Origin of the sequence: Lysobacter sp. Root667, assembly GCF_001427715.1 — a bacterium.
Classification (GTDB): domain Bacteria; phylum Pseudomonadota; class Gammaproteobacteria; order Xanthomonadales; family Xanthomonadaceae; genus Lysobacter.
The window spans coordinates 23008-45599 of the sequence record NZ_LMHF01000012.1 but is presented as its reverse complement, the minus strand read 5'-3'; the positions used below and the strand labels follow the sequence as shown (position 1 = coordinate 45599).

Genomic DNA, 22592 nt, shown 5'->3' with positions numbered 1-22592 from the left:
AGCGGGAGAGGGGCTATGGGCAGGCTTATTCGACGATCTGGTCGATGGTGATTTCGACGGTGTCCTTGCGGTCGGTGCGCGCGGTCTGCGGCGTCGAGGCGAGGTCGCCGGGCTGGGCGATGGCCTGGCCGGAGGCGGAGACGCGGGCGAGCACCGCGACCTGTTCCAGCTGCGAGAGCTTCATGGTCGGCATCGGACTGTCGCCGTCGTCGAGCACGACTTCGAGCGGGAAGTCGCGGGCCGCGAGTTTCTCCACCGCGACCGGCATCGGCGGGCCATTGGGCTGGCGTGCGAGCACGAACAGGCTGGCGTCGGCAGGCAGCTTGGCGGCCAGCGCGGGCGCGAGCGTCACGCGGACCTTGAGGCCGCCGGCGGCTGCGGTCGCGGCCGGCGCGGGCAGCGGCGGCAGGCCGGCGTCCTTGCGTGCGGCGTCGATCTGTTCGCGCAGACTGACAGCGGTGCGCGCGTCGACCAGGGCCAGCAGCGGCTCCCAGGTGCGCGCGGCTTCGGCCGGTTGCTCGGCTTGGCGTTGGGAAATGCCGAGGAACCAGCGCCCGCGCTGGTGCATGGGCTGGATTTCGAGCGCGCGCCGCAGCAGCGCGATCGCTTCGGCGTCGAACTTGCGGCCTGGCGCGGACAGCACGCGGAACTCCGCGCTTTCCACCAGCAGGTCGGGTTCGTCGGGAGCGAGCTTGAGCGCGCGCGCCATTGCCTCGCGCGCCTTGGGGAGCCGGCCCGCGTCGAGGTAGGCGCGGGCGAGCAGGCGCCAGCCGTCGACGCGGTTGGGCTCGCGCTGGAGCTGGGCTTCGAGCTGGGCGATGGCGTCTTCGGCGGTCGCGGGCGGATCGCGGCGCGCCGGGTCCAGCGCGTCGGGCGTGCCGATCAGGGCGTAGGTCAGGCCGGCGACCAGGACCAGGCTGGCGAGCACGCCGGCCGCGGCCAGCGGCTTGGCCCGCCACAGCGGGCGCAGCACGTAGCCGAGCGCCAGCAGGGCCAGCGCGACGCTGGCCAGTACGAACACGGTCATCACCATTCCTCGTTGTCGTCGTCGCGCGGATCCGGCGCGCGTTCGGCGGACGCGGCCTTGGCGCGGTTGCGCACGATGCCGGCCACCATCGCGCCGCCGGCCAGCAGCACCAGGGCCGGACCGAACCACAGCAGCCAGGTCTTGGATTCGACCTGCGGACGGTAGAGCACGAACTCGCCGTAGCGCGCGACCAGGAAGTCCTTGATCTCGCGATCGTCCTTGCCTTGGCGCATCAGCTGCAGCACTTCGCGGCGCAGGTCGTGGGCGATCTGGGCGTTGGATTCGGCCAGCGACTGGTTCTGGCACATCACGCAGCGCAGCTCGGCGACCAGGGCGTGGAAGCGGGTTTCTTCGCCGGCGTCGCTGAATCGCAGCGGCGCGGGGTCGCTGGCGGGCTGGGCGGCGAGCGGCGCGGCGGCGGCCAGGCTCAGCAGGAAAGTCAGGGCCAGGGCGCGCAGCGAACGCAGAGCGATTCCCCCTCGATCCTTTTTCTGCAAAAGAGGGAAACCAGCGGCGGCTACCTGAGGTCCACCGGCGCGGCCGTTCCCCCTTTCGCAAAAGGCGGGCCGAGTGGATTCGCGTTTCATCGCGTCTTCTCGACTTCCGCCAGCACCGGCAGCAGTTCGTCGCGGATGGTCGCCTCGCTCATCGGGCCGACGTGCTTCCAGCGCACCACGCCCTTGGCGTCGACCAGGAAAGTTTCCGGTGCGCCGTAGATGCCCCAGTCGATCGCGACCTTGCCGTCGTAGTCGGTCAGGACCATCCAGTAGGGGTTGCCGTATTGCTCCAGCCAGCGCAGCGCGTCGGCGTGCTCGTCCTTCCAGTTGAAACCGATCACGCGCACGCGCTTGGTTTCGGCGAAGCGGGTCAGCACCGGATGTTCGTCGCGGCAGGCCGGGCACCAGCTGCCCCAGACGTTGAGCAGGTAGGGCGAACCGCGCAGCTGGTCGGAACGCATCAGGCGGCCGGCTTCGTGCAGCACCGGCAGCGAAAATTCCGGTGCCGGCTTGCCGATCAGCGGCGAGGGCAGGGCTTCGCGGTTGGGATTGCGGCTCAGCCACACGCCGGCGGCGAGCAGCACGGCGAGTACGGCGAACGCGGCCAGCGGCAACCAGCGGCTCTTGTTCATGCGGGGTCGCCTCCTTCGATGGCGTTGTCGCTGCGGTCGGCGGCCAGTGCGCTGCGGCTGTGGGCGAGGATGGGCTCGGGCCCGTTCGTTGCCGGCGCGGCGGCGGTTTCATCGGCCCGCTTGGGCCGGAATCGCCGATCGGCTGCGGCGACGAAGCCGCCCAGCATCATCATCAACGCGCCGGCCCAGATCCAGCGCACGAACGGCTTGACGTGCACGCGCATCGCCCAGGCGCCGTCGCCCAAAGGTTCGCCCAGGGCGACGTAGAGGTCGCGGCCCAGGCCGGGGTCGATCGCGGCTTCGGTCATGACCTGGCCGCCGCTGGCGTAGGCGCGCTTTTCCGGATGCATCACGGTCAGCAGGCGATCGTTTTCGAACACGGTCACGGTGCCGCGGTCGGCTTCGAAATTCGGGCCGGCACGGTGGGCGACGCCGTCGAAACGGAACGCGTGGCGGCCCAGTTCGACCGTCTGGCCCGGCTTCAGCGCGAGTTCGCGCTGCTGGCTCAGGCCCTCGGTGAGCAGGGCGCCGATCAGGAACACCGCGACGCCGGCGTGGGCCAGGGTCATGCCGAGCATTTCGGCGGTATAACGGGTGCCGTCGCCGCGCAGGCGCGTCCACACGAAGCGCAGCGTACCGGCGGCGACCCAGACCGCGCCGCCGACGCCGGCCGCGACCTTCCATGCGCCTTGCGGGGCCATGAAGTAGGCGCCGATGGCCGCGCCGATGGCCAGGCCAGCCCAGGGCAGCAGCATCGCCGCCGGGCGCGAGAGCTGTTCGCGCTGCCAGCGGAACAGCGGCCCGAACGGCAGCAGCAGCACCATGGGGGTCATCAGCAGCACGAACATCAAGGCGAAGTAGGGCGGGCCGACCGAGAGCTTGCCCAGTTCCAGCGCATCGGCCAGCAGTGGATACAGCGTGCCGAGCAGGACCATCGCGCAGGCGGTCGTCAGCAGCAGGTTGTTGGCCAGCAGCAGGGTTTCGCGCGAGCTGGCCTGGAAGGGCTTGCCAGAATCAGGTTTGCCCGGCTCGTCGGACGGCGCGCGCAATGCGTACAGCAGCAGCGAGCCGCCGATCACGATGCCTAGGAAGATCAGCACGAACAGGCCGCGCGAGGGATCGGCGGCGAAGGCGTGGACGCTGGTGAGCACGCCGGAGCGGACCAGGAAGGTGCCCAGCAGCGACAGCGAGAAGGTCGCGATCGCCAGCAGCAGGGTCCAGCCGCGGAAGCTGCCGCGTTTTTCGGTCACCGCCTGCGAATGCAGCAGCGCCGCGCCGGCCAGCCAGGGCATGAAGCTGGCGTTCTCGACCGGATCCCAGAACCACCAGCCGCCCCAGCCCAGTTCGTAGTACGCCCACCACGATCCCAGCGCGATGCCCAGGGTCAGGAAAGCCCAGGCGATGTTGGTCCACGGCCGCGTCCAGCGCAGCCAGCGCGCGTCGACCTTGCCATCGAGCAGGGCCGCGATCGCGAACGCGAACGGCACCGCGAAACCGACGTAACCGATGTAGAGCATCGGCGGATGGATGATCAGGCCCGGGTCTTGCAGCAAGGGGTTGAGATCGCGGCCTTCGGCCACCGCCGGCAGCAGGCGCGCGAACGGGTTGCTGGTGAAGATCAGGAACGACAGGAAGCCGACGCTGACCACGCCCATCACGCCGAGCACGCGCGCGATCACCTGCGCAGGCAGCGCGCGCGAGAAGCGCGCGACCGCGCCGGTCCACAGCGCCAGCACCAGCGCCCACAGCAGCAGCGAGCCTTCGTGCGCGCCCCACACCGCCGAATAGCGGTAGCCCACCGGCAGCAGCGAATTGCTGTTCTCGGCGACGTACTTCAGCGAGAAGTCCTGGACCACGAAGGCGTGGGTCAGGATCGCGAACGCGCCGGCGACCAGGGCCAGCTGCGCGTAGGCGGCCGGACGCGCCAGCGCCATCCACGCATCGATGCCGCGCTGCGCGCCCAGCATCGGCAGCAGCGCCTGCAGGGCGGAGATCAGCAGCGCCAGGATCAGGGCGATCTGGCCGAGTTCAGGCAGCATGCGGGGATTCCTGCTCGATGCGTGCGCGCCCGGGGAGGCGCTCGCTGGAGGTGTGGCGACGGCTCGCGCGCGCCTGCGCGGCAGCGCCGCGTGCGGCGACGACGAAAGCGGAGCGGGCGACGACTGCGGCGCGGTTGCGGGATGCCGCCACTCAGCGCGCTTCCGTCGCCGCGGGCGCGCCCGGCGCCGGCACGTCGTGCTTCTTGTGCGCCGTGCCCATCTTGTCGGCGACTTCCTTGGGCATGTAGGTCTCGTCGTGCTTGGCCAGGATTTCCTCCGCCACGAAGCGGCCGTCCTGCATGCGCCCGGTGGCGACCACGGCCTGCTTCTCGCGGAACAGGTCGGGCAGGATGCCGGTGTAGACCACCGGCATCTCGGCGTCGCCGTCGGTGACGCGGAACTGCGCTTCCAGCGAACCGGAATCGCGTTTGAAGGAATTGGCCGCGACCATGCCGCCGAGGCGGAAGCGCGCGTGCTCGCCGGCTTCGCCGCGCAGCACTTCGCTGGGCGTGTACAGATAGGCGACGTTGCGCTGCAGCGCCATGGCCACCAGGGTCATGGCGATGCCGGAGGCGGCGACCAGGGCCAGCACCCACAGCAGACGGCGGCGACGGATCGGATTCATCGGCTCAATTCACTCGTTTGGCTGCGCGCGGTCTGGACCGCCTGGCGCGCCGCGCGGGCGCGCGCATTGCGCAGCTCGCGGCGGATCTGCAGGCGGCTGGCGACGAAGTCCCAGACCAGCACGATGGCGAACACCGCATAGGCGGCGATGACGTAGTTGAGATAGTTCACCGGCGCGGGCCCTCGCCGGCCGGCGCGCCGGCCAGTTGCGCGACCCAGGCCTTGCCCGATTCGCGGCGCAGGTTGTCGGCGCGCGCGCGGGTCAGCAGCGCGCCGATGAACCACAGCTTGGTGCCGACGATCATCCAGATCAGCGGCGCGATCATGCTCGCGTCCATGCTCGATTCGCCCATCAGGCGGATGGTCTGGCCCTGGTGCAGCGAATTCCACCATTCCACCGAGTAGCGGATCACCGGCAGCAGCACCACGCCGACGATCGCCAGCAGGCCGGCCGCGCGCGCGGCGGCGCGGCGGTCGTCGATGGCGTTGTACAGGCCGATCACGCCCAGGTAGAGGAACAGCAGGATCAGCTCGCTGGTCAGGCGCGGGTCCCAGTCCCACCAGGTGCCCCACATCGGCTTGCCCCAGATCGAACCGGTGACCAGGGTGATCAGGGTGAAGCCGGCGCCGATCGGGGCGCAGGCCATGGCCAGGATCTCGCACAGCTTGATCCGCCAGATCAGCGCGATCGCGGCGTAGACCGCCATCAGCGCGAACACCGCCATGCTCATCCAGGCGCTGGGCACGTGGATGTAGAGGATGCGGAAGCTGTCGCCCTGCTGGTAGTCGGCCGGGACCACGAACAGCGCCCCGTACAGGCCCCAGGCCATGACCAGCAGGCCGGCGAGGTAGCCCCACGGCGCCCAACGCGCGGCGAAGCGGTCGAAGGTGGGCGGCGAGCCGAGTTGGTGGAACCAGCGGACGAGTGGATTCATGCAGCTATTCGGTCCGTCCCGGCGACGGGCGTATTGGGAGCGCGGCGGTTGGACCGCGCGGGCGGTGATCGGTTCGTCGCGACCGGGTTCGGGTTCCGGACCGGCCGCGCGGGTGGGCGGTCAGTTCAGGGCGATCCGGATCGCGGCGGCGGCGGCCAGCGGTGCCAGCACCAGCGCCACCACCAGGCCGGCGCCGAGCATCAGCAGCCCGCCGGTGGCATCCAGTCCCTGGGCCGAGGCGGCCACGCTGCCGGCGCCGAACACCAGCACGGGCACGTACAGGGGCAGCGCCAACAAGGCCACAAGGATACCAGAGCGCCGCATCCCGACCGTCAGCGCGGCGACCACCGCACCGAGCAGACTCAGCAAAGGCGTGCCCAGCGCCAGCGAGGCCAGCAGCACCGGCAACTGCGCGCGCGGCAGGTGCAGCAGTTCGGCCAGGAACGGGGTCGCGATCAGCAGCGGCAGCGCGGTGGTGGCCCAGTGCATGAAAGTGCGCACCGCGACCAGCCAGCCCAGCGGCACCGGCGCCAGCATCCACTGTTCGAGCGAGCCGTCTTCGGCGTCGCCGCGGAACAGGGTGTCCAGGGCCAGCAGGCCGGCCAGCAGCACCGCCAGCCATAGCACCGCGCCGGCCACCTTGGACAGTTCGCGGGCTTCGCCGCCCAGGGCCAGGGCGAACAGCACCACCACCAGCAGGGCGAACATCGCCGGCTGCAGGGCGTCGCCGCGGCGGCGCCAGAGCAGACGCAGGTCGCGGGCGAGCAGGGCGCGGGCGGCGCCGGCCAGGCCGGGCAGGGCGGCGCTGCCGGGGCGCTGCGCGCGGACGGTCGGGTTCGGGGTCATTCCGGCTTCTCGAGTACGAGCATGCGGGTGCGCACCGGCGGCGCCGCGTAGGCGCCGTGGGTGGTGACCAGGGCCGCGCCGCCGTCGCGCAGGTGCGCCTGGACCATGCGGTTGACCAGCTCGATGCCGTCCAGGTCGAGGTTGGCGTAGGGCTCGTCCAACAGCCACAGCGGCGCCGGCGACATCCACAGCCGCGCCAGCGACAGGCGCTTCTTCTGTCCGGCCGAAAGCTGGCGCGCCAGCGCGTCCTCGTAGCCGGCCAGGCCGACGATGGCGAGCGCGTTCTCCGGCAGCTGGGCGCGGCGCCGGCCCTGCAGGCCGCTGAGGAAGTTGAGGTTTTCCAGCGCGCTGAGGTCGGCCTTGAGCCCGGGCAGGTGGCCCAGGTAGGCGATCGCGCGGGCCCGGCGCGCGGCGCGCGCGCGTTCGCCGTCGATGTCGATCTCGCCGCCGTCGGCGCGCAGCAGGCCGGCCAGCACCCGCAACAGGGTGGTCTTGCCGGCGCCGTTGCCGCCCTGGACCAGCAGCGCTTCGCCGGCGTCCACGGAAAAATCCAAGGGCCCGAACACGGCTTCGTCGTTGCGCGCGAAACGCAGGCCGCGGGCTTCCAGCAGCGCAGGGGCGGGGCGGTCGAGTGGGGTCATCGGTCGGGCGAGGGCGGCGGTGGGCCGCGTAGCCGGCTAGTTTAAGGAACCCGCGAACGAAAGTTCAGAGGTTTGCGGCCCCGGAGGGTTTGCCCGCGTGCCGAGCATTGGAGTGTTCGGCGCGTGGGAGCGAGTCCGGGCCTGCGCCGGGCCCGCGGCAGCCGAACGAACCCATGGCCGGACCGGTTCGCGCGTATCCATGGCAATCGCCAGCCAGACCCGCACTCGGGCGGCTACAGGGCGCCGGCCCATTCGGTATGCGGCGCGGTCGCGGCGCCGTTCGGGTGGGGCAGCAGCATGCGCAGCCGTACCGGCTGCCCGCGGCCCCAGGCCAGCACCGCGGCCTGGCCGAAATCGGCGGCCAGGCGGTCGGCGGCGACCTGGTCGATCCCGGTCAGCAACCAGCCCGGCTCGCGCCACTGCCCGTCCGGGGCGCTGGCCCAGGCCGACTGGCGGGCGATGCCGGCGGCGTCCAGGCGCGCCACCAGGGCCGCGTCGGCGGCTTCGTTGGCCGCGTCCGACCGCGGTTCGGAGGCCGGGTTCCAGGCGCTGACCAGGACATAGCCCTCGGCCGGCAGATACGCCTCCAGGTCCGGCGCGGGAGCGCCCACGCGCAGGCCGATCGCGTCGCCGTCGATCACCACGGCATACGCGGCCGCGGCGTACAGGGCGGCCAGCTCGGCGGCATCGACGATCTGGATTTCGCGCATGGCCCCAGTCTGGTGCGGCCGGCGCGGGCGCGCAAACGAGCGCCGACGGACGGCGGCGGGGTCGGGCCGGCATCCCTCGGGCAGTCGGGGCGGTGCGCGCTCGATCGGCGCCATGGCGCGGCCGCATGAGCCGGTTCCGCATCGTCATGGCCGCCGTCCTTATATGGTGACGCGGCGATTCCGTACACTCGGCGTCCCCCATGCCACGCCTCAGATCGATGACTCCAGACACCAAGCTGCCCAAGGTCGGCACGACCATCTTCACCGTGATGTCGCAGCTCGCCGCCGAGCACGGCGCGGTCAACCTGGGCCAGGGCTTCCCCGATTTCGAGGTGCCCGCGCGCCTGGTCGATTCGCTGGCGCGGGCGATGCGCGAAGGCAAGAACCAGTACGCGCCGATGACCGGCATCCCGGCCTTGCGCCAGGCGATCGCGGCCAAGACCCAGCGCTGCTACGGCCACCTTCCCGATGCCGACAGTGAAGTCACCGTGGTCTCCGGCGCCAGTGAGGCGATCTTCGACGCGGTCCACGCCGTGGTCCGGCCGGGCGAGGAAGTGATCGTGCTCGATCCCTGCTACGACAGCTACGAACCGGCGATCGATCTGGCCGGCGGCCGCGCCGTGCATGTGCCGCTGGACCCGCGCACGTTCGCGGTGGATTGGGATCGGGTCCGCGCTGCGGTCACGCCTAGGATCCGGATGCTGATGATCAACTCGCCGCACAACCCGTCCGGCGCGATGTTCACGCCCGACGACATCGCCCAGCTGAGCGCGCTGCTGCGCGGGACCGGCATCTATCTGCTGTCGGACGAGGTCTACGAGCACATCGTCTTCGACGGCGTGCGCCACGAGTCCGTGCTGCGTTATCCCGAGCTGCGCGAACGCGCCTTCGTGGTCTCCAGCTTCGGCAAGACCTATCACTGCACCGGCTGGAAGATCGGCTACTGCATCGCGCCGCCGGCGCTCTCGGCCGAATTCCGCAAGGTCCACCAGTACAACAGCTTCTGCAGCTTCGCTCCGGCGCAGTGGGCGTTCGCGGAGATGATCGAGGCCGAGCCCGAACATTACGAACAGCTCGGCGCCTTCTACGAGGCCAAGCGCGATCGGTTTCGCGCGCAACTATCCCAAACGCGCCTGCAGCCGCTGCCGGTGGCCGGCGGCTACTTCCAACTGGTCGACTATTCGGCGATCAGCGATCTCGACGACGTCGCCTTCAGTCGCTGGCTGACGACCGAGAAAGGTGTGACGACGATCCCATTGTCGCCGTTCTACGAGTCCGCACCGGGACAGCAACGCCTGGTCCGGCTTTGTTTCGCCAAGAACGAAACGACTTTGGATGCCGCCATCGAGCGACTTCGCACGCTGTAAACGCAATTTTCAAGTGCACCATACGTTCCCCCCTTGCTCATCGCTTGCACTTCGGGCTAACCTTCAGTGACGAGCGTCGCAACAGGCTCGTCAGACATTGTGATCGCGCTGTAAGGGGGAGTTCATGGACAGAACGATTTTCTCTTGTCGTTCATCGGGTGCGGCATCGCCGCCGTCCGATGGGGCAGGAGCACGCGCGGTCCGCGCCGTCGGGGAGACGGCGCCCGGTGCCGCCTACCGACCGAGCCTCGTCCGGTCATCTCAATTTCACTGATCTAGACCATGGTGGCGCGAGCGCACCGGCGAGCCCGGCAGCGTCCGCCTCCGTCTCAGATCGGTGCGCGCGTCAATTCAAGACTATTGGGGAAAGCGTGAGTATCTCTACTGCAACCAGTCATCGTTTGTGGGTCGCGGCGTTGTTGGCCGTCGCATTGGCCGGGTGCGCATCGCGTCCGGCACCGGATTTCGGCGGTCGCTGGAAGCCGGTCAACCACTTCGCCGAAGTTCCGAACGAAATCCCGCTGCAAAAGACCTACGTCTACTATCCGTCGCCGATGGACGGCACGTTGAAGACGATGCTCGAGCGCTGGTCGTCGGACTCGCAGATGCCGCTGTCCTACCTGCATCCATCCGATTTCACCCTGCACCAGGGCGTGGCCGAGATCCACACCACCAGCGTCCAGGACGCGGTCGCCCAGCTGAGTTCGGCTTACGCCGCCCAGGGCGTCTCGGTGACGGTCGAGAACGGCCAGATCGTGGTTCGCGCCGCGACGCCGGCGTCGAGCTCGGCGCCCGTGTCGATGTCGGGCGAAACCGCGCCGTCGTCCCAGGCCGCCCAGGCCGAGGCGACGCACGTGGCCGGGGTCGCGCCGTAAACACGCGCACGTCGTCGCGCCGCGCTGCCGAGGCCTTCGGGTCCCGACGCGCGGCACGCGGCGCACTTTCCATGCTCGTACTGGATGCAGCCTAGATGTTCGGAAAGAAAGCAGTCACTCCCCAAGTGGAGAACGCGGTCGGCAAGGCCGTGAACTACGAAGTCACCATCGCCGACATCGCACGCCGCAGCGAAAAGCGCGCGTGGATGGTGGCCTGGGCGGCGATCCTGATGGCCCTGATCCTGGCCGGCGGCTATTTCTACTTCCTGCCGCTGAAGGAGAAGGTGCCGTACCTGGTGATGGCCGACGCCTACACCGGCACCGCCACCATCGCCCGCCTGCGCAACGACTTCGAGAACCCGAGCATCGTCGCCAGCGAGGCGCTCAACAAGAGCAACATCTCGCACTTCATCATGGCGCGCGAGTCCTACGACTTCTCGCAGATCGGCGAGCGCGACTGGTCGACGGTGTTCGCGATGGCCACCCCGCAGGTCACCAGCGGCTACAAGGCCCTGTACGACAGCACCAATCGCAACAACCCGATCACGCTGTTCGGCAAGACCAAGACCGTGCGCGTGAAGATCCTCAGCATCCAGCTGCACGGTCCGTCCAACACCGACGAAAAGACCAAGACCGCGACCATTCGCTTCCAGCGCAGTCTGTTCAACAAGGAAAGCGGTTCCTCGGATCCGCTGGACAGCAAGATCGCCACGATCGAGTTCCTGTACAAGTCGAACCTGAAGATGGACGAGAACAACCGCGTCCTGAATCCGCTCGGCTTCCAGGTCATCGGTTATCGCGTCGACAACGACTACGCCGCCGCGCCGCCCATCAGCAGCGAATACCCGACCGGCCCGACCACCGGACCTGCACCGGGCACGCCCGGCCAGCCGGTCGATCCGAACTTGATCCAGGGTCAGCCCGGCGTGCCGCCGCAACCCGGTTTCCCGGGTCAGCCCGGTCAGCCCGGAGTGGCGCCGCAACCCGGCGTCGCCCCGCAGCCCGGCGTTCCCGGCCAGCCCGGCGCCGCCCCCAACACCGTCAATCCGGCGACGCCGCCGGCCGCACCCGCACCGACCGGTAATGCGAATGGAGTCAGCACCCGATGAATTGCCTGCGTAAACATCGCCTCGCCGCCGCCCTGTTGTTTCTGGCGCTCGCCGGCTCGGCGTTACCCGCTGCGGCCCAAGTGGTCCAGGAATACGAATACGAACCCACCCGCATCTATCAGGTGCGCACCGGTCTGGGCATCACCACGCAGATCGAACTGGATCCGAACGAGGTCATCCTCGATTACAGCACCGGCTTCAGCGCCGGCTGGGATCTGAGCCGGCGCGACAACGTCTTCTATCTGAAGCCGAAGAACGTCGACGTCGACACCAACATGATGATCCGCACCGCGACCCACTCCTACATCCTGGAGCTGAAGGTCGTGGCCACCGACTGGCGCGTGCTGGAGCAGGCCAAGCAGGCCGGCGTGCAGTACAAGATCAAGTTCGTGTACCCGAAGGACACCGAGTTCGCGGCGGCCAAGGGCAAGGAAGTCGCCGAGCCGGTCCCGGAGATCAGCACCGCGCTGGACAAGAGCCGGGTCTATCACTTCGATTACCAGTTCTCGTCCCGTAGCGCCAAGAAGAAGGCGTGGCTGATCCCGGTCAACGTCTACGACGACGGCCAGTTCACCTACATCAAGATGAGCGGCCTCAAGGATCTGCCGACCGGCAACTTCCCGGCGGTGTTCGCGCGCGAACGCGAGGGCGGCGAGGACTTCGTGGTCAACACCACGGTCGAGGACAACACCATCGTTGTGCACGGCACCTATCCCTACTTGATCATCCGTCACGGCAAGAACGTCGTCGGTCTGCGCAGGAACAAGCAGAAATGAGCCATAACATGCCGCCCAACCAGCCGGGCCATCCCGACGACAACACTGGCGCTCAGCAGGATCAGCAGAGCTACGGTGCCAATCCCTATTACGGCCAGCAGTCGAACGCCCAGCAGGCGCCCGACCTGGACGCCGGCGCGCCGCTGCTGAAATCCAGCGACGTGCAGAAGCTCAATCGCAAGGCGCTGCTGTTCCTGGGCGGCATCGTGCTGCTGCTGGTCTTCGCCGCGGTCTGGATGTTCAGCCACGCGACCTCCGGCGACGACGAGAAGCCCAAGGTCGAGGAAGAGGTGGTCAACATCCCCGAGCTGCCCAAGGCCGCCGCCGATGTCGCGCCGCCGCTGCCGCCGGAACCCGTCGCCGATCTGCCGCCGGTGCCGCTGGCGCCGGAGATGCCGCCTTCCCAGCAGGGCGATGCCCCGCAGATGGTGGTCGAAGACACCGGTCCGCGCGGTCCGACGCTGATGGAGCGCCGGATGATGAATAGCGCCGACGGCACCCAGGGCTCGATGAACGCGGGCCAGGCTGCAACCGCGGGCATGACGCCGCCGGACGAGTACGCCAAGCAGATGATGGGCATGATGCCGGGCCCGAACGGGCAGATGCCGGCGCAGGGCCAGCAGCGCGAAGGGCCGGCGGTCGCCAGCGCCAAGCCGATCTACAACCCCGACACCTTGCTGGTGCGCGGTACGTACATCCGCTGCGTGATGGAAACCCGCATCGTCACCGACGTTTCGGGCTTCACCTCCTGCATCGTCACCGAGCCGACCTACTCGATCAACGGCCGTCGCCTGCTGCTGCCGAAGGGTTCGAAGATCTCCGGCCGCTACCAGAGCGAGAGCATCAACGGCCCGCGCGTGTCGGTGATCTGGGACCGCATCACCACCCCGACCGGCATCGACGTGAACATGGCCAGCCCTGGCGTCGACAACCTCGGCGGCGCCGGTCACCCGGGCAGCTACAACGCGCATTGGGGCAGCCGCATCGCCTCGGCGCTGATGATCAGCCTGATCGCCGACGCGTTTAAGTACGCCGCGGCCGAGAACGGCCCGGAGACGACCACGGTCGGCGCCGGCGGTGTGGTCGTGCAGAGCCCCTACGAGAGCGTCACCGCGCGTTCGGTCGAGCGTCTGGCCAACCAGGCCCTGGACAAGAGCGTCAACCGTCCGCCGACGGTGACCATCAACCAGGGTACGGTTGTGAACGTTTACGTGGCCAAGGACGTCGATTTCTCGTCCATCATCCGCTGATGATGATGGACGGGGAGACGGTCTGAATGGGTATGGACGATTCGCCTATCGCGGCGGTGTCGAGCGGGTTCCTGGATTACCAGTACGAAGTGCTGGGCATCCAGGACTTCATGAGCTCGCCCGACGTCACCGAAATTTGCATCAACAAGCCGGGCGAGCTGTACCTGGAAACCCGTGAGGGCTGGAAGCGGATCGACGTGCCGACGCTCACCTTCGAGCGGGCGCGGCAGTTCTGTACCGCGGTGGTCAACGAGAGCAACACCGGTCAGCGCATCACCGATGCCGACCCGGTGGTCTCGTTGACCTTTCCGACCGGCCAGCGCGCCCAGTTCGTGATCCCGCCGGCCTGCGATGCGGGCAAGGTCTCGATCACGATCCGTCTGCCGTCCAAGCACAACAAGACCCTGCAGCAGTACCAGGACGACGGCTTCTTCGCCCAGATCCTGGAGAGCACCCATGTCCTGAGCGATCACGATCGCGAACTGCTGGAGCTGCGCGCCTCGCGCAACTACTCCGAGTTCTTCAAGAAGGCCGTGCAATACAAGAAGAACATCGTCGTCGCCGGCGCCACCGGCAGCGGCAAAACCACCTTCATGAAGTCGCTGGTGGGACACATTCCCGACGTGGAACGTCTGGTGACGATCGAGGACGCGCGCGAGCTCTTCATCGCCCAACCGAACGTAGTGCACTTGCTCTACTCGAAAGGTGGACAAAGCACCAGCAACGTAACTGCAAAGAGTTGCATGGAAGCTTGTCTGCGCATGAAGCCGGACCGAATCATCCTGGCGGAGTTGCGCGGCGACGAATCGTTTTACTTCATCCGAAATTGCGCCTCCGGCCACCCCGGGTCGATCACCAGCTGCCACGCCGGCAGCACGACCCAGACCTGGGACCAGTTGGCGCTGATGGTGAAGGCTTCGGCGGAAGGCTCGGGGCTCGAGTTCGCGGTCATCAAGCGCTTGCTGATGATGACCATCGATATCGTGGTCCATATCAAGGCCCACGCCGGGCAGCGCCACATTACGGGTATCGATTTCAACCCGGAACGGGCGCAGAGCGAGTGACACGAGGTCTGTCTCAGTATTATGGGGCGCGGCCTCACCGGGGCAGGGTGGGGCGGCGCTTATTGACATCATTCGTCGCTGGATGAATGATTGAGGCGTCGACTAGGCGCATAACAGGCTGTTCTCGAACGGTTTTGTTAGGTCGACGCCAAGGTCGGCACAGGGGGAAATACGGATGTTGCCCGGTATCGAATTGATGAGCTGCCCGAGCCTGGCGGTTCCGCACGAAGTAATGCACCACGTCGTGCGCGTGGAGTCTTCCTACAATCCGTACGCCATCGGCGTCGTCGGCGGCCGCCTCGTGCGCCAGCCGCGCAGCCTGCCCGAAGCGCTCGCCACCGTGCGCATGCTCGAAGGCAAGGGCTACAACTTCTCGCTCGGCCTGGCCCAGGTCAATCGCTACAACCTGGCCAAATACGGCCTGGATTCCTACGAAAAAGCCTTCGAAGCCTGCCCGAACCTGCAGGCCGGCTCGCGCATCCTGGCCGAGTGCTACGGCCGCTCCAGCGGCGACTGGGGCAAGTCCTTCAGTTGCTACTACTCCGGCAACTTCGTCACCGGCTACCGCCACGGCTACGTGCAGAAGGTCTACGCCTCGATGGGCGCCAAGGCCGCGCCCGCGCCCGACGGCCAGGCGATCGCGGTGATCAGCAAGCCGTCGCGCCGCTCGGTGCCGGTCAGCCGCATGCCGCTGTACGCCACCAGCCGTCAGTCCGGGCCGCAGCGCGTGCCGGCCGCCGGCGCGGTGCCTGCCCCTGTTCAGGTCACCAGCCGCATCTCGATGCCGGTGGCCGCGCCGCCGGCGATGCCGATGGCACCCAATCCGGTCCAGGTCGCGGCCATGCCCGCGCCGGCCTTTGCAGCCCAAGCCGGCGGCGCTACGCCCGTCGCGGCGATGGGCGCGGTGGTCGCGCAGGCGCCGCAACCGGTAAAAGTTCAACCGATGTCGGCTGCCCCCGCGGCCGCAACGGAGCAATCCCAGGGGGACCAGGCATTCGTTTTCTAGCTTGCCGCTCGTAGTCTGAAACAGCAGGTCGTTTCGCCATTCAATCGTCGTCAAATCGAAAGAGGGATCTATCCATGAACTCCAACGCGCATCTCAAGACCATCTTCACGTCCTTCCTCATGGCGACCCTGTTCGTCGGCCTGCTCGCGGTGCCGGACATCGCATTCGCCCAGGCGGGCGGCGGCGCCGACGCTTCCGGTCGCGTGAAGGGCTTCATCAATAACCTGAACACGCTGCTCAACATCGCTTCGGTCGCGGTCGTGACCATCGCCTTCATCATCGCCGGCTACCAGATCGCCTTCGCCCACAAGCGCATCTCCGACGTGGCTCCGATCCTGGTCGGCGGCTTCGTGATCGGCGCTGCCGCCCAGCTGGCCAAGATGATCATTCCGGAAGACGTGGGTTCGGGCGTGATGCTGACGGTGCTGTCGTCCGCTTATGCATAAGAACGTGCTGTTTCGGGGTTGCACCCGGCCGCCGATGTTCATGGGGGTGCCTTACATCCCCTTCGCCATCGGCGCGGGCGGCGTCATCATGCTCACGTTCTACTTCAACATGTTCTTCCTCGTGCTGCTGCCGGTGGTGGTTTTCATCATGCGGCAGATGGCGAGACGTGACGAGATGATCTTCCGCCTGCTCGGACTGCGTTGGAAGTTGCGCATGAAGATGCGCAACCTCCAGCTGCACCAGGGCATGTGGGTGTTTTCCTCGAACCTGTACCGCGGTCCCGCCGACGCGAGACTGAAAAAGTGACCTCTGCGCCATCGCGGCCCGGCCGCGATGGCGCATGGGTTTGTCGGCTCCGGCCGCTGTCGTCGCCCGCAAGGCGGCGCAGCGGTTCAGGGCCTTTCCGTAAACCGGTTGCCGAATCCGTACCCACATGCTGAATCCCGACACGCCCATCAGCGAATTCATCCCGCTGTCCACCCATGTCTCCCCGACCGTGATCAAGACCACGGGCGGCGATTTCATGATGGTGTGGCACCTGGGCGGACTGCCCTTCGTCGGACGCGAGGAGTGGGAGCTCGAGCACCGCCACAACACCTTCAACCGCATGCTGCAGACGCTGCGTGCGCCGGATTTCACCAACGTCGCCTTCTGGGTCCACGACGTGCGCCGCAAGCGCCGCGTCAAGGGCGGCAGCAAGTTCGACCAGGTGTTCAATCAGGAAATGTCCGACGGCTATTTCGCCACGCTGTCGGGTGCCAAGCTCATGCAGAACGAGCTTTACATGACGATGATCTACCGGCCGATCGTGTCGGGTAAGCGCTTCGTCGAGAAGTCCACCAGCACCGCCCAGCTGCAGGAGCAGCAGGACCAGGCGGTCGCCAAGGTGCTCGAGCTGGCCGGCAACGTCGAGGCCGTGCTCAAGGACTACGCACCCATGCGCCTGGGCATGTACGAGGCCAAGAACGGCGTCGTGTTCTCCGAGGCCCTGGAATTCTTCGGCTACCTGCTCAACCGCATCGACGAACCGGTGCCGGTGCTGCCGGCGCCGATTCCGAACTATCTGCCGGTCAGCCGGCTGATGTTCTCCAACAAGACCGGCGATTTCGTCGTCAACACTCCGACCGGCGTCAACCACTTCGGTGCGATGCTCAACGTCAAGGAGTACACCGACGCGACCTATCCCGGCATCCTCAACGGCATGAAGTACCTCGACTTCGAGTACGTGATCACGCACTCGTTCAGTCCGATGGGCCGCCAGGACGCGCTCAAGGTGCTCGACCGCACCAAGGGCATGATGATTTCGTCGGGCGACAAGGCGGTCAGCCAGATCATCGAGCTCGACATGGCGATGGACCAGCTCGCCTCGGGCAACTTCGTGCTCGGCGAATACCACTTCACCATCTGCCTGTACGCCGAGAGCCAGGAAAAGCTGGCCCAGAACATCGCCATGGCGCGCGCCGAGCTGTCCAACGCCGGCTTCGTCTCGGCCAAGGAAGACCTCGCCGTCACTGCCTCGTTCTATGCGCAGTTCCCCGGCAACTGGCAGTACCGCACCCGTCTGGCCAACGTCAGCTCGCTGAACTTCCTCGGCCTGTCGCCGCTGCACAATTTCGCGACCGGCAAGAAGGAGAACAACCCCTGGGGCGAATGCGTCACCACGCTGCAGACCACCAACGGCCAGCCGTACTTCTTCAATTTCCACGCCACCCATCCGGCCGAGAATTCGCTGGGCGAGAAGGCGATCGCCAACACCATGGTGATCGGCAAGTCCGGTACCGGTAAGACCGCGCTGATCAACTTCCTGTTGAGCCAGGTGCAGAAGCTCAAGCCCACGCCGACGATCTTCTTCTTCGACAAGGACCGTGGCGCCGAAATCTTCGTGCGCGCCTGCGGCGGCAACTACCTGGCGCTGGAGAACGGTCAGCCGACCGGCTTCAATCCGTTCCAGTGCGAGCGCAACGAAGCCAACACCCAGTTCCTGGCCGACCTGATCAAGGTGCTGGCGAACAAGAGCCAGTACTCGGCGCGCGAGGACGAAGACATCTTCCGCGCGGTCGAGAACATGCTCGACACGCCGATGCACCTGCGCAGCATGACCAACTTCCAGAAGAGCCTGCCCAACATGGGCGACGACGGCCTGTTCGCGCGTCTGCGCAAGTGGACCGCGGGCAATTCGCTGGGCTGGGTGTTCGACAACCCGGTCGACACGATCAACCTCGAAAAAGCCAACATCATCGGCTTCGACTACACCGATGTGATCGACAACCCCGAAGTGCGCGTGCCGGTGATCAACTACCTGCTGCACCGCCTCGAGGAACTGATCGACGGCCGTCCGCTGATCTACGTGATGGACGAGTTCTGGAAGATCCTCGACGGTTCCGGCGGCCTCAAGGAATTCGCCAAGAACAAGCAGAAGACCATCCGTAAGCAGAACGGCATGGGCATCTTCGCGACCCAGAGCCCGGAAGACGCGCTGGCCAGCGACATCTCGGCGTCGCTGATCGAACAGACCGCGACCCTGATCCTGCTGCCCAACCCGAACGCCAGCCGCGAGGACTACATCGAAGGCCTCAAGCTGACCGACTCCGAGTACCAGGTGGTCAAGGGGCTGGACGAGCGTTCGCGTTGCTTCCTGGTCAAGCAGGGCCATGCGGCCACGGTCTGCCAGCTCAACCTGCGCGGCCTGGACGATTCGCTGGCGGTGATCTCGGCGTCCACCGACAACATCGAAATCATGCACAACGTGCTTCACGAGGAAGCCAAGCGTGCGGGAGTGCCGGTCGACGAGCTGCGCCCGGACCAGTGGCTGCCTACGTTCTACGCCAAACGCAAGGGCTCGGGCAAAGCCAAGCCGAACAACCCCGAACGGGCTACGGCCTGAACATCATCACGGATACACGCAGCACGCGTACGACGTACCGCTAACTGCCACAGAAGAGGAACTTCGCCATGATCATCAAGCGCAACAACCAGGCCAACGGCCGCAAGTCCAAGAAGCTGGCGCTGGCCAGCGTACTACTGGCCTGCTCGCTGGCCGCCGGCAACGGCAGCGCCATGGGCCCGGTGGTCGAGGTCGGCCCGAATCTGTTCCAGAGCATCCTCAACCAGATCAACACCTACTCGCAGAAGTTCGCCGACACGGCCGAATACGCGCAGAACGCGCAGCGCTGGATGCAGCAGCTGAACTACGTGCGTCAGCAGCTGATCAACATGCAGAGCCTGCTCAGCACGGTGTCCATGCCCAACGGCACGACCTGGACCAAGGTCAACGCCAACACCTACCTGGTCGAAGAGTCCTGCAACCGCGGCGGCGGCGGCCTCAGCGTCAGCGGCCTGCTGAGCATGATCGGCCTGGATCCGGCCGGCGATTGGGTCGCCAAGCAGAAGGAAATCTGCGTCAACATCCGTCGCGCGCGCAACGAGAAGTACAACTACACGGTCGAGTTCGTCATGAACGTCGCGCCGCAGATGCAGAACATGCTCAAGACGGTCAATACGCGGCGCAACTCCAGCAACGACCAGGGCAATGTGCAGGCGGTGGACAGCTCGTCCAACGAAATCTCCAACGACCTGGCGCTGAAGTTCCAGATCTGGCAGGGCCAGATGCAGACCTACGACGTCTATATCGCGACCATGGAAGAGAATCAGCGCACGCTCGCCTACAAGGCCATGAAGGGCCAGCAGACGATCCTGGGTTCGCTGGTCAAGACCGCGGCGCTTGCGGGTGCGCTGAAGGTCGGCAATTGATTTAGGCGAACGGCTGGAGCGGGCGGGCCCTGAGCGGCCCGCTGCCTCCATGGCCGGTACAGAGTCTGCGCCGATGGGTTCGGTGCGGTGGGTGAACAGGGGCAGGCCGGCGGCAATGACCCGACAGGCAGATAGGCGGCGCAGATGAGCAGGGGAATCGAAATCGTGGGTGATTGGCTGAAGGGCAGCATCGGTAACTGGCTGGACTGGCTGCAACCGCAGGTCCAGTCGGTGGGGGATTTCGTCTTCTTCCGCCTGATCCTGGCCTACCTGCGCGAGGAAATCCAAAAGTTCGGCGTCGGCATGATGACCAACGCCATGCAGTGGGTGGGCGGTATCGCGCTGACCCTGATGACGCTGTGGATCCTGATCCAGGGGTATCGCATCGCCACCGGTCTGTCGCGCGAGCCGATGATGGCGCTGGTGACCAACTCGTTGCGCGCGGCGTTCATCGTCGGCGTGGCGACCTCGATGGCGGCCTTCGGCACCAATCTGCATACCTTCTTCACCGAAGACATCAACAAGGAAATCCATTGGGTCGTCACGGGTAAGGACACCAAGATCGAGGACCAGATCGACAACAGTCTGGCCTGGATGCAGGTGGCCTTGACCAGTATCGACATGATCGACGTGGTCAAGGACCCGACCCTGGACGACGACAAGAACCGCGCGATGTGGTTCGTCGGCATGGGCACCGGCGGCCCGGCGATCGTCAGCGGCACCATGTTGTTGCTCTACGAGATCGCGATGGCGATGTTCGTCGGCTTCGGGCCGATATTCATATTGTGTTTGCTGTTCGAGCAAACCAAGCAGTTGTTCACCAAATGGCTGTATTACGGCATAGGAACGCTGTTCTCGATGGCGGTCCTCAGCGCGATGGTTTCGATATCGCTGGAGATGGTCACGCGCGTCTCGGCCGCGTTCTGGACGACGGCCTTGGCAGGCAAGTTGCTGGGCAGCAACTTCAGCGACGGTTTGACCAGCCAGGCCATGCAGCAGGGCGGCATGGGCCTGATCCTGACCACCCTGATCATCAGCGCGCCGCCGATGGCCGCGATGTTCTTCCAGGGCCTGCTCGGTACGCCTAGCGCCTACAACGCCATGGGCGGCGCAGGCGCGGCCCAGCCCGGCGCGGGCATGCCTCCGGGGTACGCGGGTAGCGCGGGTTACCGCCCGACGACGCCGACGTACGGCAACCAGTCGCAGGCGCCGCAGGTACCGGCTCCGAACATGACCGAAAACGCGGGCACGCGAGTGACCGGGCAGTCGACGAATCCGATTAAGGACGAGGTCCAGAAACGTTAATGCGGGTTCAGCCAATAGGTGGTGGACAATTCCAGATCGCCGTGGATTTCGCTTCTATTCATTGCGTCTTGACTGCGGTGGTATAGGGTTCGCCCAAGCCACCCAATTCGAAGGACCGACGATGATCATGCGTAACCTCATAGCGTGCAGCCTGCTGCTGGCAGGCTTATCGGGGGCAGGGGCGGCCCGCGCCGAGCAGGGTTGCCCGGCCGGCCTGGCTCCCATCGGCCAAGCGCCCGGTCCGATCTGCGTGCCGCAGCCCGGTTACGGGATCGGTGGGCCGAGTCCGGTGCAGCAGCAGGGGCCTAGCGCGCCGCAGCCTCGTTGGCTCGATCGCTGGGGCGCGGTCGCCATCGACGCGGTCGCCAGCAAGATGGGCACGGCGACGGACCGCAAGAGCAGTCGCGATGCGGAACGCACGGCGCTCAAGGACTGCAAGAACCGCGGCGGCACCGAACAGCAGTGCAAGAAGACGTTGCTGGTCTACGGTAACGGCTGCGGCGCGGTGGCAGTAGGCAGCGACTTCATCGTGGCTCGCGGCGGCGGCAGCATCGAAGAAGCGTCCGCACGGGCTCAGAAAGAGTGCGGGATGAACTCGACCGAATGCGAAGTCCTGTACACGCGTTGCAGCTACCCCGTGCTGGTCAACTGATAGGCTCAGTACGTGTGATGGCGAAAGCATCGTCCGGATTGCTGGTGTTGGCTCTGTCTGCGTCCGGGTTCGCTTATGCGGAGCAGGGTTGTCCCGCCGGGCTGATACCGACGGGGCAGGCTCCGGGACCGATTTGCGTGCCGATGCCCGGTTACGGCATCGGTGGTCCTGGCCCGATCCAACAGCGACCGCAGGGGCCGCAGTGGGTCGATCGCTACGGCGCAATCGCGGCTGACTACGCACATGGCAAATTCGGTGCCGCCTCCAACATGGCGAGCAACGGTAAGGCGGTGAAGACGGCATTGGCGCAATGCCGCGCCAATGGCGGCATTGAAGCAGAATGCAAGAAAGGTCTGCATGCTTGGGCCAATGGTTGCGGGGCGGTAGTGTGGGGCGATCAATACGCCGTCACGCGCAGTGCCGGGTCGGTCGAGCAGGCATCCGCCGATGCGCTCAAGGAATGCGGTCAAAACACTGCAGATTGTCGGGTTTATTACTCGGGCTGCAGTCTGCCGGTCTTGAAGCAATGATGTGGCGTCGATTGCTGATGGTGGGATTGATCGTATGTGGGTCGGCTCATGCCGAACAGGGCTGCCCGGAGGGCCTCGCTCCTATCGGCCAGGCGCCCGGTCCGATCTGCGTGCCGCAGCCCGGTTACGGAATCGGTGGGCCGAGTCCGGTGCAGCAGCGTCTTAGTGCGCCCCAACCTCGTTGGCTCGAACGCTGGGGCGCCGTCGCCATTGACGTGGTCGCCAGCAAGATGGGCACTGCGACGGATCGGAAGAGCAGTCGCGATGCGGAGCGCGCGGCGCTCAAGGACTGCAAGAATCGCGGCGGTACAGAGCAGCAGTGCAAAAAGACATTGTTGGTCTATGGTAACGGCTGCGGTGCCGTAGCCATGGGGGTCGATCTCGTCGCGGCCCGCGGTGGCGGCAGCGTCGAGGAGGCGTCTGCCCGGGCTCTGAAGGCCTGCGGATTGGACTCGACTGGTTGTGAGGTTCTCTATACCCGTTGCAGTTACCCAGTGCTCGTCAACTGAG

The 22592-nt window shown here is 66.5% G+C and carries 25 protein-coding genes; 15 read left to right on the top strand and 10 right to left on the bottom strand.

The genetic code is table 11. The features are described from left to right. Nucleotides 1-25: 25 nt before the first annotated feature. From ASD78_RS11660 to ASD78_RS11615, 10 genes are all read right to left on the bottom strand, one after another. Nucleotides 26-1027, bottom strand: coding sequence for a tetratricopeptide repeat protein (locus tag ASD78_RS11660; protein ID WP_082575608.1), 1002 nt, complete (start codon nt 1025-1027; stop codon nt 26-28). Next, nucleotides 1027-1476, bottom strand: coding sequence for a cytochrome c-type biogenesis protein (locus ASD78_RS11655; RefSeq protein ID WP_200944179.1), 450 nt, complete (start codon nt 1474-1476; stop codon nt 1027-1029). Before ASD78_RS11655 ends, ASD78_RS11660 begins: the two co-directional genes overlap by 1 nt. Nucleotides 1477-1610: 134 nt before the next feature. Beyond that, nucleotides 1611-2156 (bottom strand): DsbE family thiol:disulfide interchange protein, encoded by a 546-nt coding sequence (locus ASD78_RS11650; protein WP_055899649.1) that lies wholly within the window; start codon nt 2154-2156, stop codon nt 1611-1613. Next, nucleotides 2153-4195 carry a heme lyase CcmF/NrfE family subunit gene (locus tag ASD78_RS11645; RefSeq protein WP_082575586.1) on the bottom strand — a complete coding sequence of 681 codons (2043 nt, stop codon included), beginning with the start codon at nt 4193-4195 and terminating at the stop codon, nt 2153-2155. The genes ASD78_RS11650 and ASD78_RS11645 overlap by 4 nt, the downstream gene beginning before the upstream one ends. Nucleotides 4196-4346: 151 nt before the next feature. Continuing rightward, on the bottom strand, nt 4347-4820 hold the full coding sequence (ccmE, locus tag ASD78_RS11640) for a cytochrome c maturation protein CcmE (protein ID WP_056101541.1): 474 nt from the start codon (nt 4818-4820) through the stop codon (nt 4347-4349). Continuing rightward, nucleotides 4817-4990, bottom strand: a complete 174-nt coding sequence (gene ccmD, locus ASD78_RS11635; protein WP_055899643.1) for a heme exporter protein CcmD — start codon at nt 4988-4990, stop codon at nt 4817-4819. The genes ccmE and ccmD overlap by 4 nt, the downstream gene beginning before the upstream one ends. After that, the gene (gene ccmC / locus ASD78_RS11630; protein ID WP_055899640.1) at nt 4987-5754 is read right to left on the bottom strand and encodes a heme ABC transporter permease CcmC; all 768 of its coding nucleotides are present in this window, start codon (nt 5752-5754) and stop codon (nt 4987-4989) included. Before ccmC ends, ccmD begins: the two co-directional genes overlap by 4 nt. A 120-nt stretch (nt 5755-5874) precedes the next feature. Beyond that, a complete protein-coding gene (ccmB, locus tag ASD78_RS11625) occupies nt 5875-6600 on the bottom strand; it encodes a heme exporter protein CcmB (RefSeq protein ID WP_055899637.1) in 726 nt (241 codons plus the stop codon). Next, a complete protein-coding gene (gene ccmA, locus ASD78_RS11620; protein ID WP_056101536.1) occupies nt 6597-7241 on the bottom strand; it encodes a heme ABC exporter ATP-binding protein CcmA in 645 nt (214 codons plus the stop codon). The genes ccmB and ccmA overlap by 4 nt, the downstream gene beginning before the upstream one ends. 233 nt (nt 7242-7474) lie before the next feature. Further along, on the bottom strand, nt 7475-7951 hold the full coding sequence (locus tag ASD78_RS11615; RefSeq protein WP_056101533.1) for a DUF3293 domain-containing protein: 477 nt from the start codon (nt 7949-7951) through the stop codon (nt 7475-7477). 218 nt (nt 7952-8169) lie between these two features. On the opposite strand from ASD78_RS11615, the gene ASD78_RS11610 reads away from it, so the two are divergent. From ASD78_RS11610 to ASD78_RS20045, 15 genes are all read left to right on the top strand, one after another. Then, nucleotides 8170-9318, top strand: coding sequence for a pyridoxal phosphate-dependent aminotransferase (locus ASD78_RS11610; protein ID WP_056101529.1), 1149 nt, complete (start codon nt 8170-8172; stop codon nt 9316-9318). Nucleotides 9319-9719: 401 nt separating this feature from the next. Next, on the top strand, nt 9720-10193 hold the full coding sequence (locus ASD78_RS11605) for a hypothetical protein (RefSeq protein WP_082559499.1): 474 nt from the start codon (nt 9720-9722) through the stop codon (nt 10191-10193). Nucleotides 10194-10288: 95 nt separating this feature from the next. Beyond that, nucleotides 10289-11302 carry a type IV secretion system protein gene (locus ASD78_RS21540; RefSeq protein WP_082575584.1) on the top strand — a complete coding sequence of 338 codons (1014 nt, stop codon included), beginning with the start codon at nt 10289-10291 and terminating at the stop codon, nt 11300-11302. Continuing rightward, nucleotides 11299-12078, top strand: coding sequence for a TrbG/VirB9 family P-type conjugative transfer protein (locus tag ASD78_RS11595; protein WP_055899625.1), 780 nt, complete (start codon nt 11299-11301; stop codon nt 12076-12078). The genes ASD78_RS21540 and ASD78_RS11595 overlap by 4 nt, the downstream gene beginning before the upstream one ends. Further along, a complete protein-coding gene (locus tag ASD78_RS11590; protein WP_055899622.1) occupies nt 12075-13328 on the top strand; it encodes a TrbI/VirB10 family protein in 1254 nt (417 codons plus the stop codon). Before ASD78_RS11595 ends, ASD78_RS11590 begins: the two co-directional genes overlap by 4 nt. 26 nt (nt 13329-13354) lie before the next feature. Beyond that, nucleotides 13355-14392, top strand: a complete 1038-nt coding sequence (virB11, locus tag ASD78_RS11585) for a P-type DNA transfer ATPase VirB11 (protein ID WP_055899619.1) — start codon at nt 13355-13357, stop codon at nt 14390-14392. Between the two features lie 175 nt (nt 14393-14567). Next, on the top strand, nt 14568-15398 hold the full coding sequence (locus tag ASD78_RS21800; protein WP_082575583.1) for a lytic transglycosylase domain-containing protein: 831 nt from the start codon (nt 14568-14570) through the stop codon (nt 15396-15398). Between the two features lie 74 nt (nt 15399-15472). After that, nucleotides 15473-15844 (top strand): TrbC/VirB2 family protein, encoded by a 372-nt coding sequence (locus ASD78_RS11575; protein WP_055899616.1) that lies wholly within the window; start codon nt 15473-15475, stop codon nt 15842-15844. Next, on the top strand, nt 15837-16151 hold the full coding sequence (locus ASD78_RS11570; protein WP_082559496.1) for a VirB3 family type IV secretion system protein: 315 nt from the start codon (nt 15837-15839) through the stop codon (nt 16149-16151). The genes ASD78_RS11575 and ASD78_RS11570 overlap by 8 nt, the downstream gene beginning before the upstream one ends. 127 nt (nt 16152-16278) lie before the next feature. Next, entirely contained in the window at nt 16279-18729 is a 2451-nt protein-coding gene (locus ASD78_RS11565) for a VirB4 family type IV secretion/conjugal transfer ATPase (protein ID WP_055899609.1), read from the top strand. 68 nt (nt 18730-18797) lie between these two features. Beyond that, on the top strand, nt 18798-19595 hold the full coding sequence (locus ASD78_RS11560) for a hypothetical protein (protein WP_055899606.1): 798 nt from the start codon (nt 18798-18800) through the stop codon (nt 19593-19595). A gap of 144 nt (nt 19596-19739) precedes the next feature. Beyond that, nucleotides 19740-20900 carry a type IV secretion system protein gene (locus ASD78_RS11555; RefSeq protein WP_082575582.1) on the top strand — a complete coding sequence of 387 codons (1161 nt, stop codon included), beginning with the start codon at nt 19740-19742 and terminating at the stop codon, nt 20898-20900. Nucleotides 20901-21021: 121 nt separating this feature from the next. Further along, on the top strand, nt 21022-21552 hold the full coding sequence (locus ASD78_RS11550; RefSeq protein ID WP_082575581.1) for a DUF4189 domain-containing protein: 531 nt from the start codon (nt 21022-21024) through the stop codon (nt 21550-21552). Nucleotides 21553-21695: 143 nt separating this feature from the next. Continuing rightward, on the top strand, nt 21696-22082 hold the full coding sequence (locus ASD78_RS20050) for a DUF4189 domain-containing protein (protein ID WP_162250164.1): 387 nt from the start codon (nt 21696-21698) through the stop codon (nt 22080-22082). Further along, nucleotides 22079-22591 (top strand): DUF4189 domain-containing protein, encoded by a 513-nt coding sequence (locus ASD78_RS20045; protein ID WP_162250163.1) that lies wholly within the window; start codon nt 22079-22081, stop codon nt 22589-22591. The genes ASD78_RS20050 and ASD78_RS20045 overlap by 4 nt, the downstream gene beginning before the upstream one ends. The last annotated feature ends 1 nt before the right edge of the window (nt 22592 follow it).

Bases quoted from the DNA above. Each gene is read 5' to 3' on its own strand.
- ASD78_RS11645 (WP_082575586.1), bottom strand. From the start codon at position 4,195: ATGCTGCCTGAACTCGGCCAGATCGCCCTGATCCTGGCGCTGCTGATC.
- ccmB (WP_055899637.1), bottom strand. From the start codon at position 6,600: ATGACCCCGAACCCGACCGTCCGCGCGCAGCGCCCCGGCAGCGCCGCC.
- ASD78_RS11565 (WP_055899609.1), top strand. From the start codon at position 16,279: ATGCTGAATCCCGACACGCCCATCAGCGAATTCATCCCGCTGTCCACC.
- ASD78_RS21540 (WP_082575584.1), top strand. From the start codon at position 10,289: ATGTTCGGAAAGAAAGCAGTCACTCCCCAAGTGGAGAACGCGGTCGGC.
- ASD78_RS11550 (WP_082575581.1), top strand. From the start codon at position 21,022: ATGATCATGCGTAACCTCATAGCGTGCAGCCTGCTGCTGGCAGGCTTA.
- virB11 (WP_055899619.1), top strand. From the start codon at position 13,355: ATGGGTATGGACGATTCGCCTATCGCGGCGGTGTCGAGCGGGTTCCTG.
- ASD78_RS11575 (WP_055899616.1), top strand. From the start codon at position 15,473: ATGAACTCCAACGCGCATCTCAAGACCATCTTCACGTCCTTCCTCATG.
- ASD78_RS21800 (WP_082575583.1), top strand. From the start codon at position 14,568: ATGTTGCCCGGTATCGAATTGATGAGCTGCCCGAGCCTGGCGGTTCCG.
- ASD78_RS11590 (WP_055899622.1), top strand. From the start codon at position 12,075: ATGAGCCATAACATGCCGCCCAACCAGCCGGGCCATCCCGACGACAAC.
- ASD78_RS20045 (WP_162250163.1), top strand. From the start codon at position 22,079: ATGATGTGGCGTCGATTGCTGATGGTGGGATTGATCGTATGTGGGTCG.
- ASD78_RS11660 (WP_082575608.1), bottom strand. From the start codon at position 1,027: ATGACCGTGTTCGTACTGGCCAGCGTCGCGCTGGCCCTGCTGGCGCTC.
- ASD78_RS11595 (WP_055899625.1), top strand. From the start codon at position 11,299: ATGAATTGCCTGCGTAAACATCGCCTCGCCGCCGCCCTGTTGTTTCTG.
- ccmA (WP_056101536.1), bottom strand. From the start codon at position 7,241: ATGACCCCACTCGACCGCCCCGCCCCTGCGCTGCTGGAAGCCCGCGGC.
- ASD78_RS11555 (WP_082575582.1), top strand. From the start codon at position 19,740: ATGAGCAGGGGAATCGAAATCGTGGGTGATTGGCTGAAGGGCAGCATC.
- ASD78_RS11610 (WP_056101529.1), top strand. From the start codon at position 8,170: ATGACTCCAGACACCAAGCTGCCCAAGGTCGGCACGACCATCTTCACC.
- ASD78_RS20050 (WP_162250164.1), top strand. From the start codon at position 21,696: ATGCCCGGTTACGGCATCGGTGGTCCTGGCCCGATCCAACAGCGACCG.
- ccmC (WP_055899640.1), bottom strand. From the start codon at position 5,754: ATGAATCCACTCGTCCGCTGGTTCCACCAACTCGGCTCGCCGCCCACC.
- ccmE (WP_056101541.1), bottom strand. From the start codon at position 4,820: ATGAATCCGATCCGTCGCCGCCGTCTGCTGTGGGTGCTGGCCCTGGTC.
- ASD78_RS11650 (WP_055899649.1), bottom strand. From the start codon at position 2,156: ATGAACAAGAGCCGCTGGTTGCCGCTGGCCGCGTTCGCCGTACTCGCC.
- ASD78_RS11560 (WP_055899606.1), top strand. From the start codon at position 18,798: ATGATCATCAAGCGCAACAACCAGGCCAACGGCCGCAAGTCCAAGAAG.
- ASD78_RS11570 (WP_082559496.1), top strand. From the start codon at position 15,837: ATGCATAAGAACGTGCTGTTTCGGGGTTGCACCCGGCCGCCGATGTTC.
- ASD78_RS11615 (WP_056101533.1), bottom strand. From the start codon at position 7,951: ATGCGCGAAATCCAGATCGTCGATGCCGCCGAGCTGGCCGCCCTGTAC.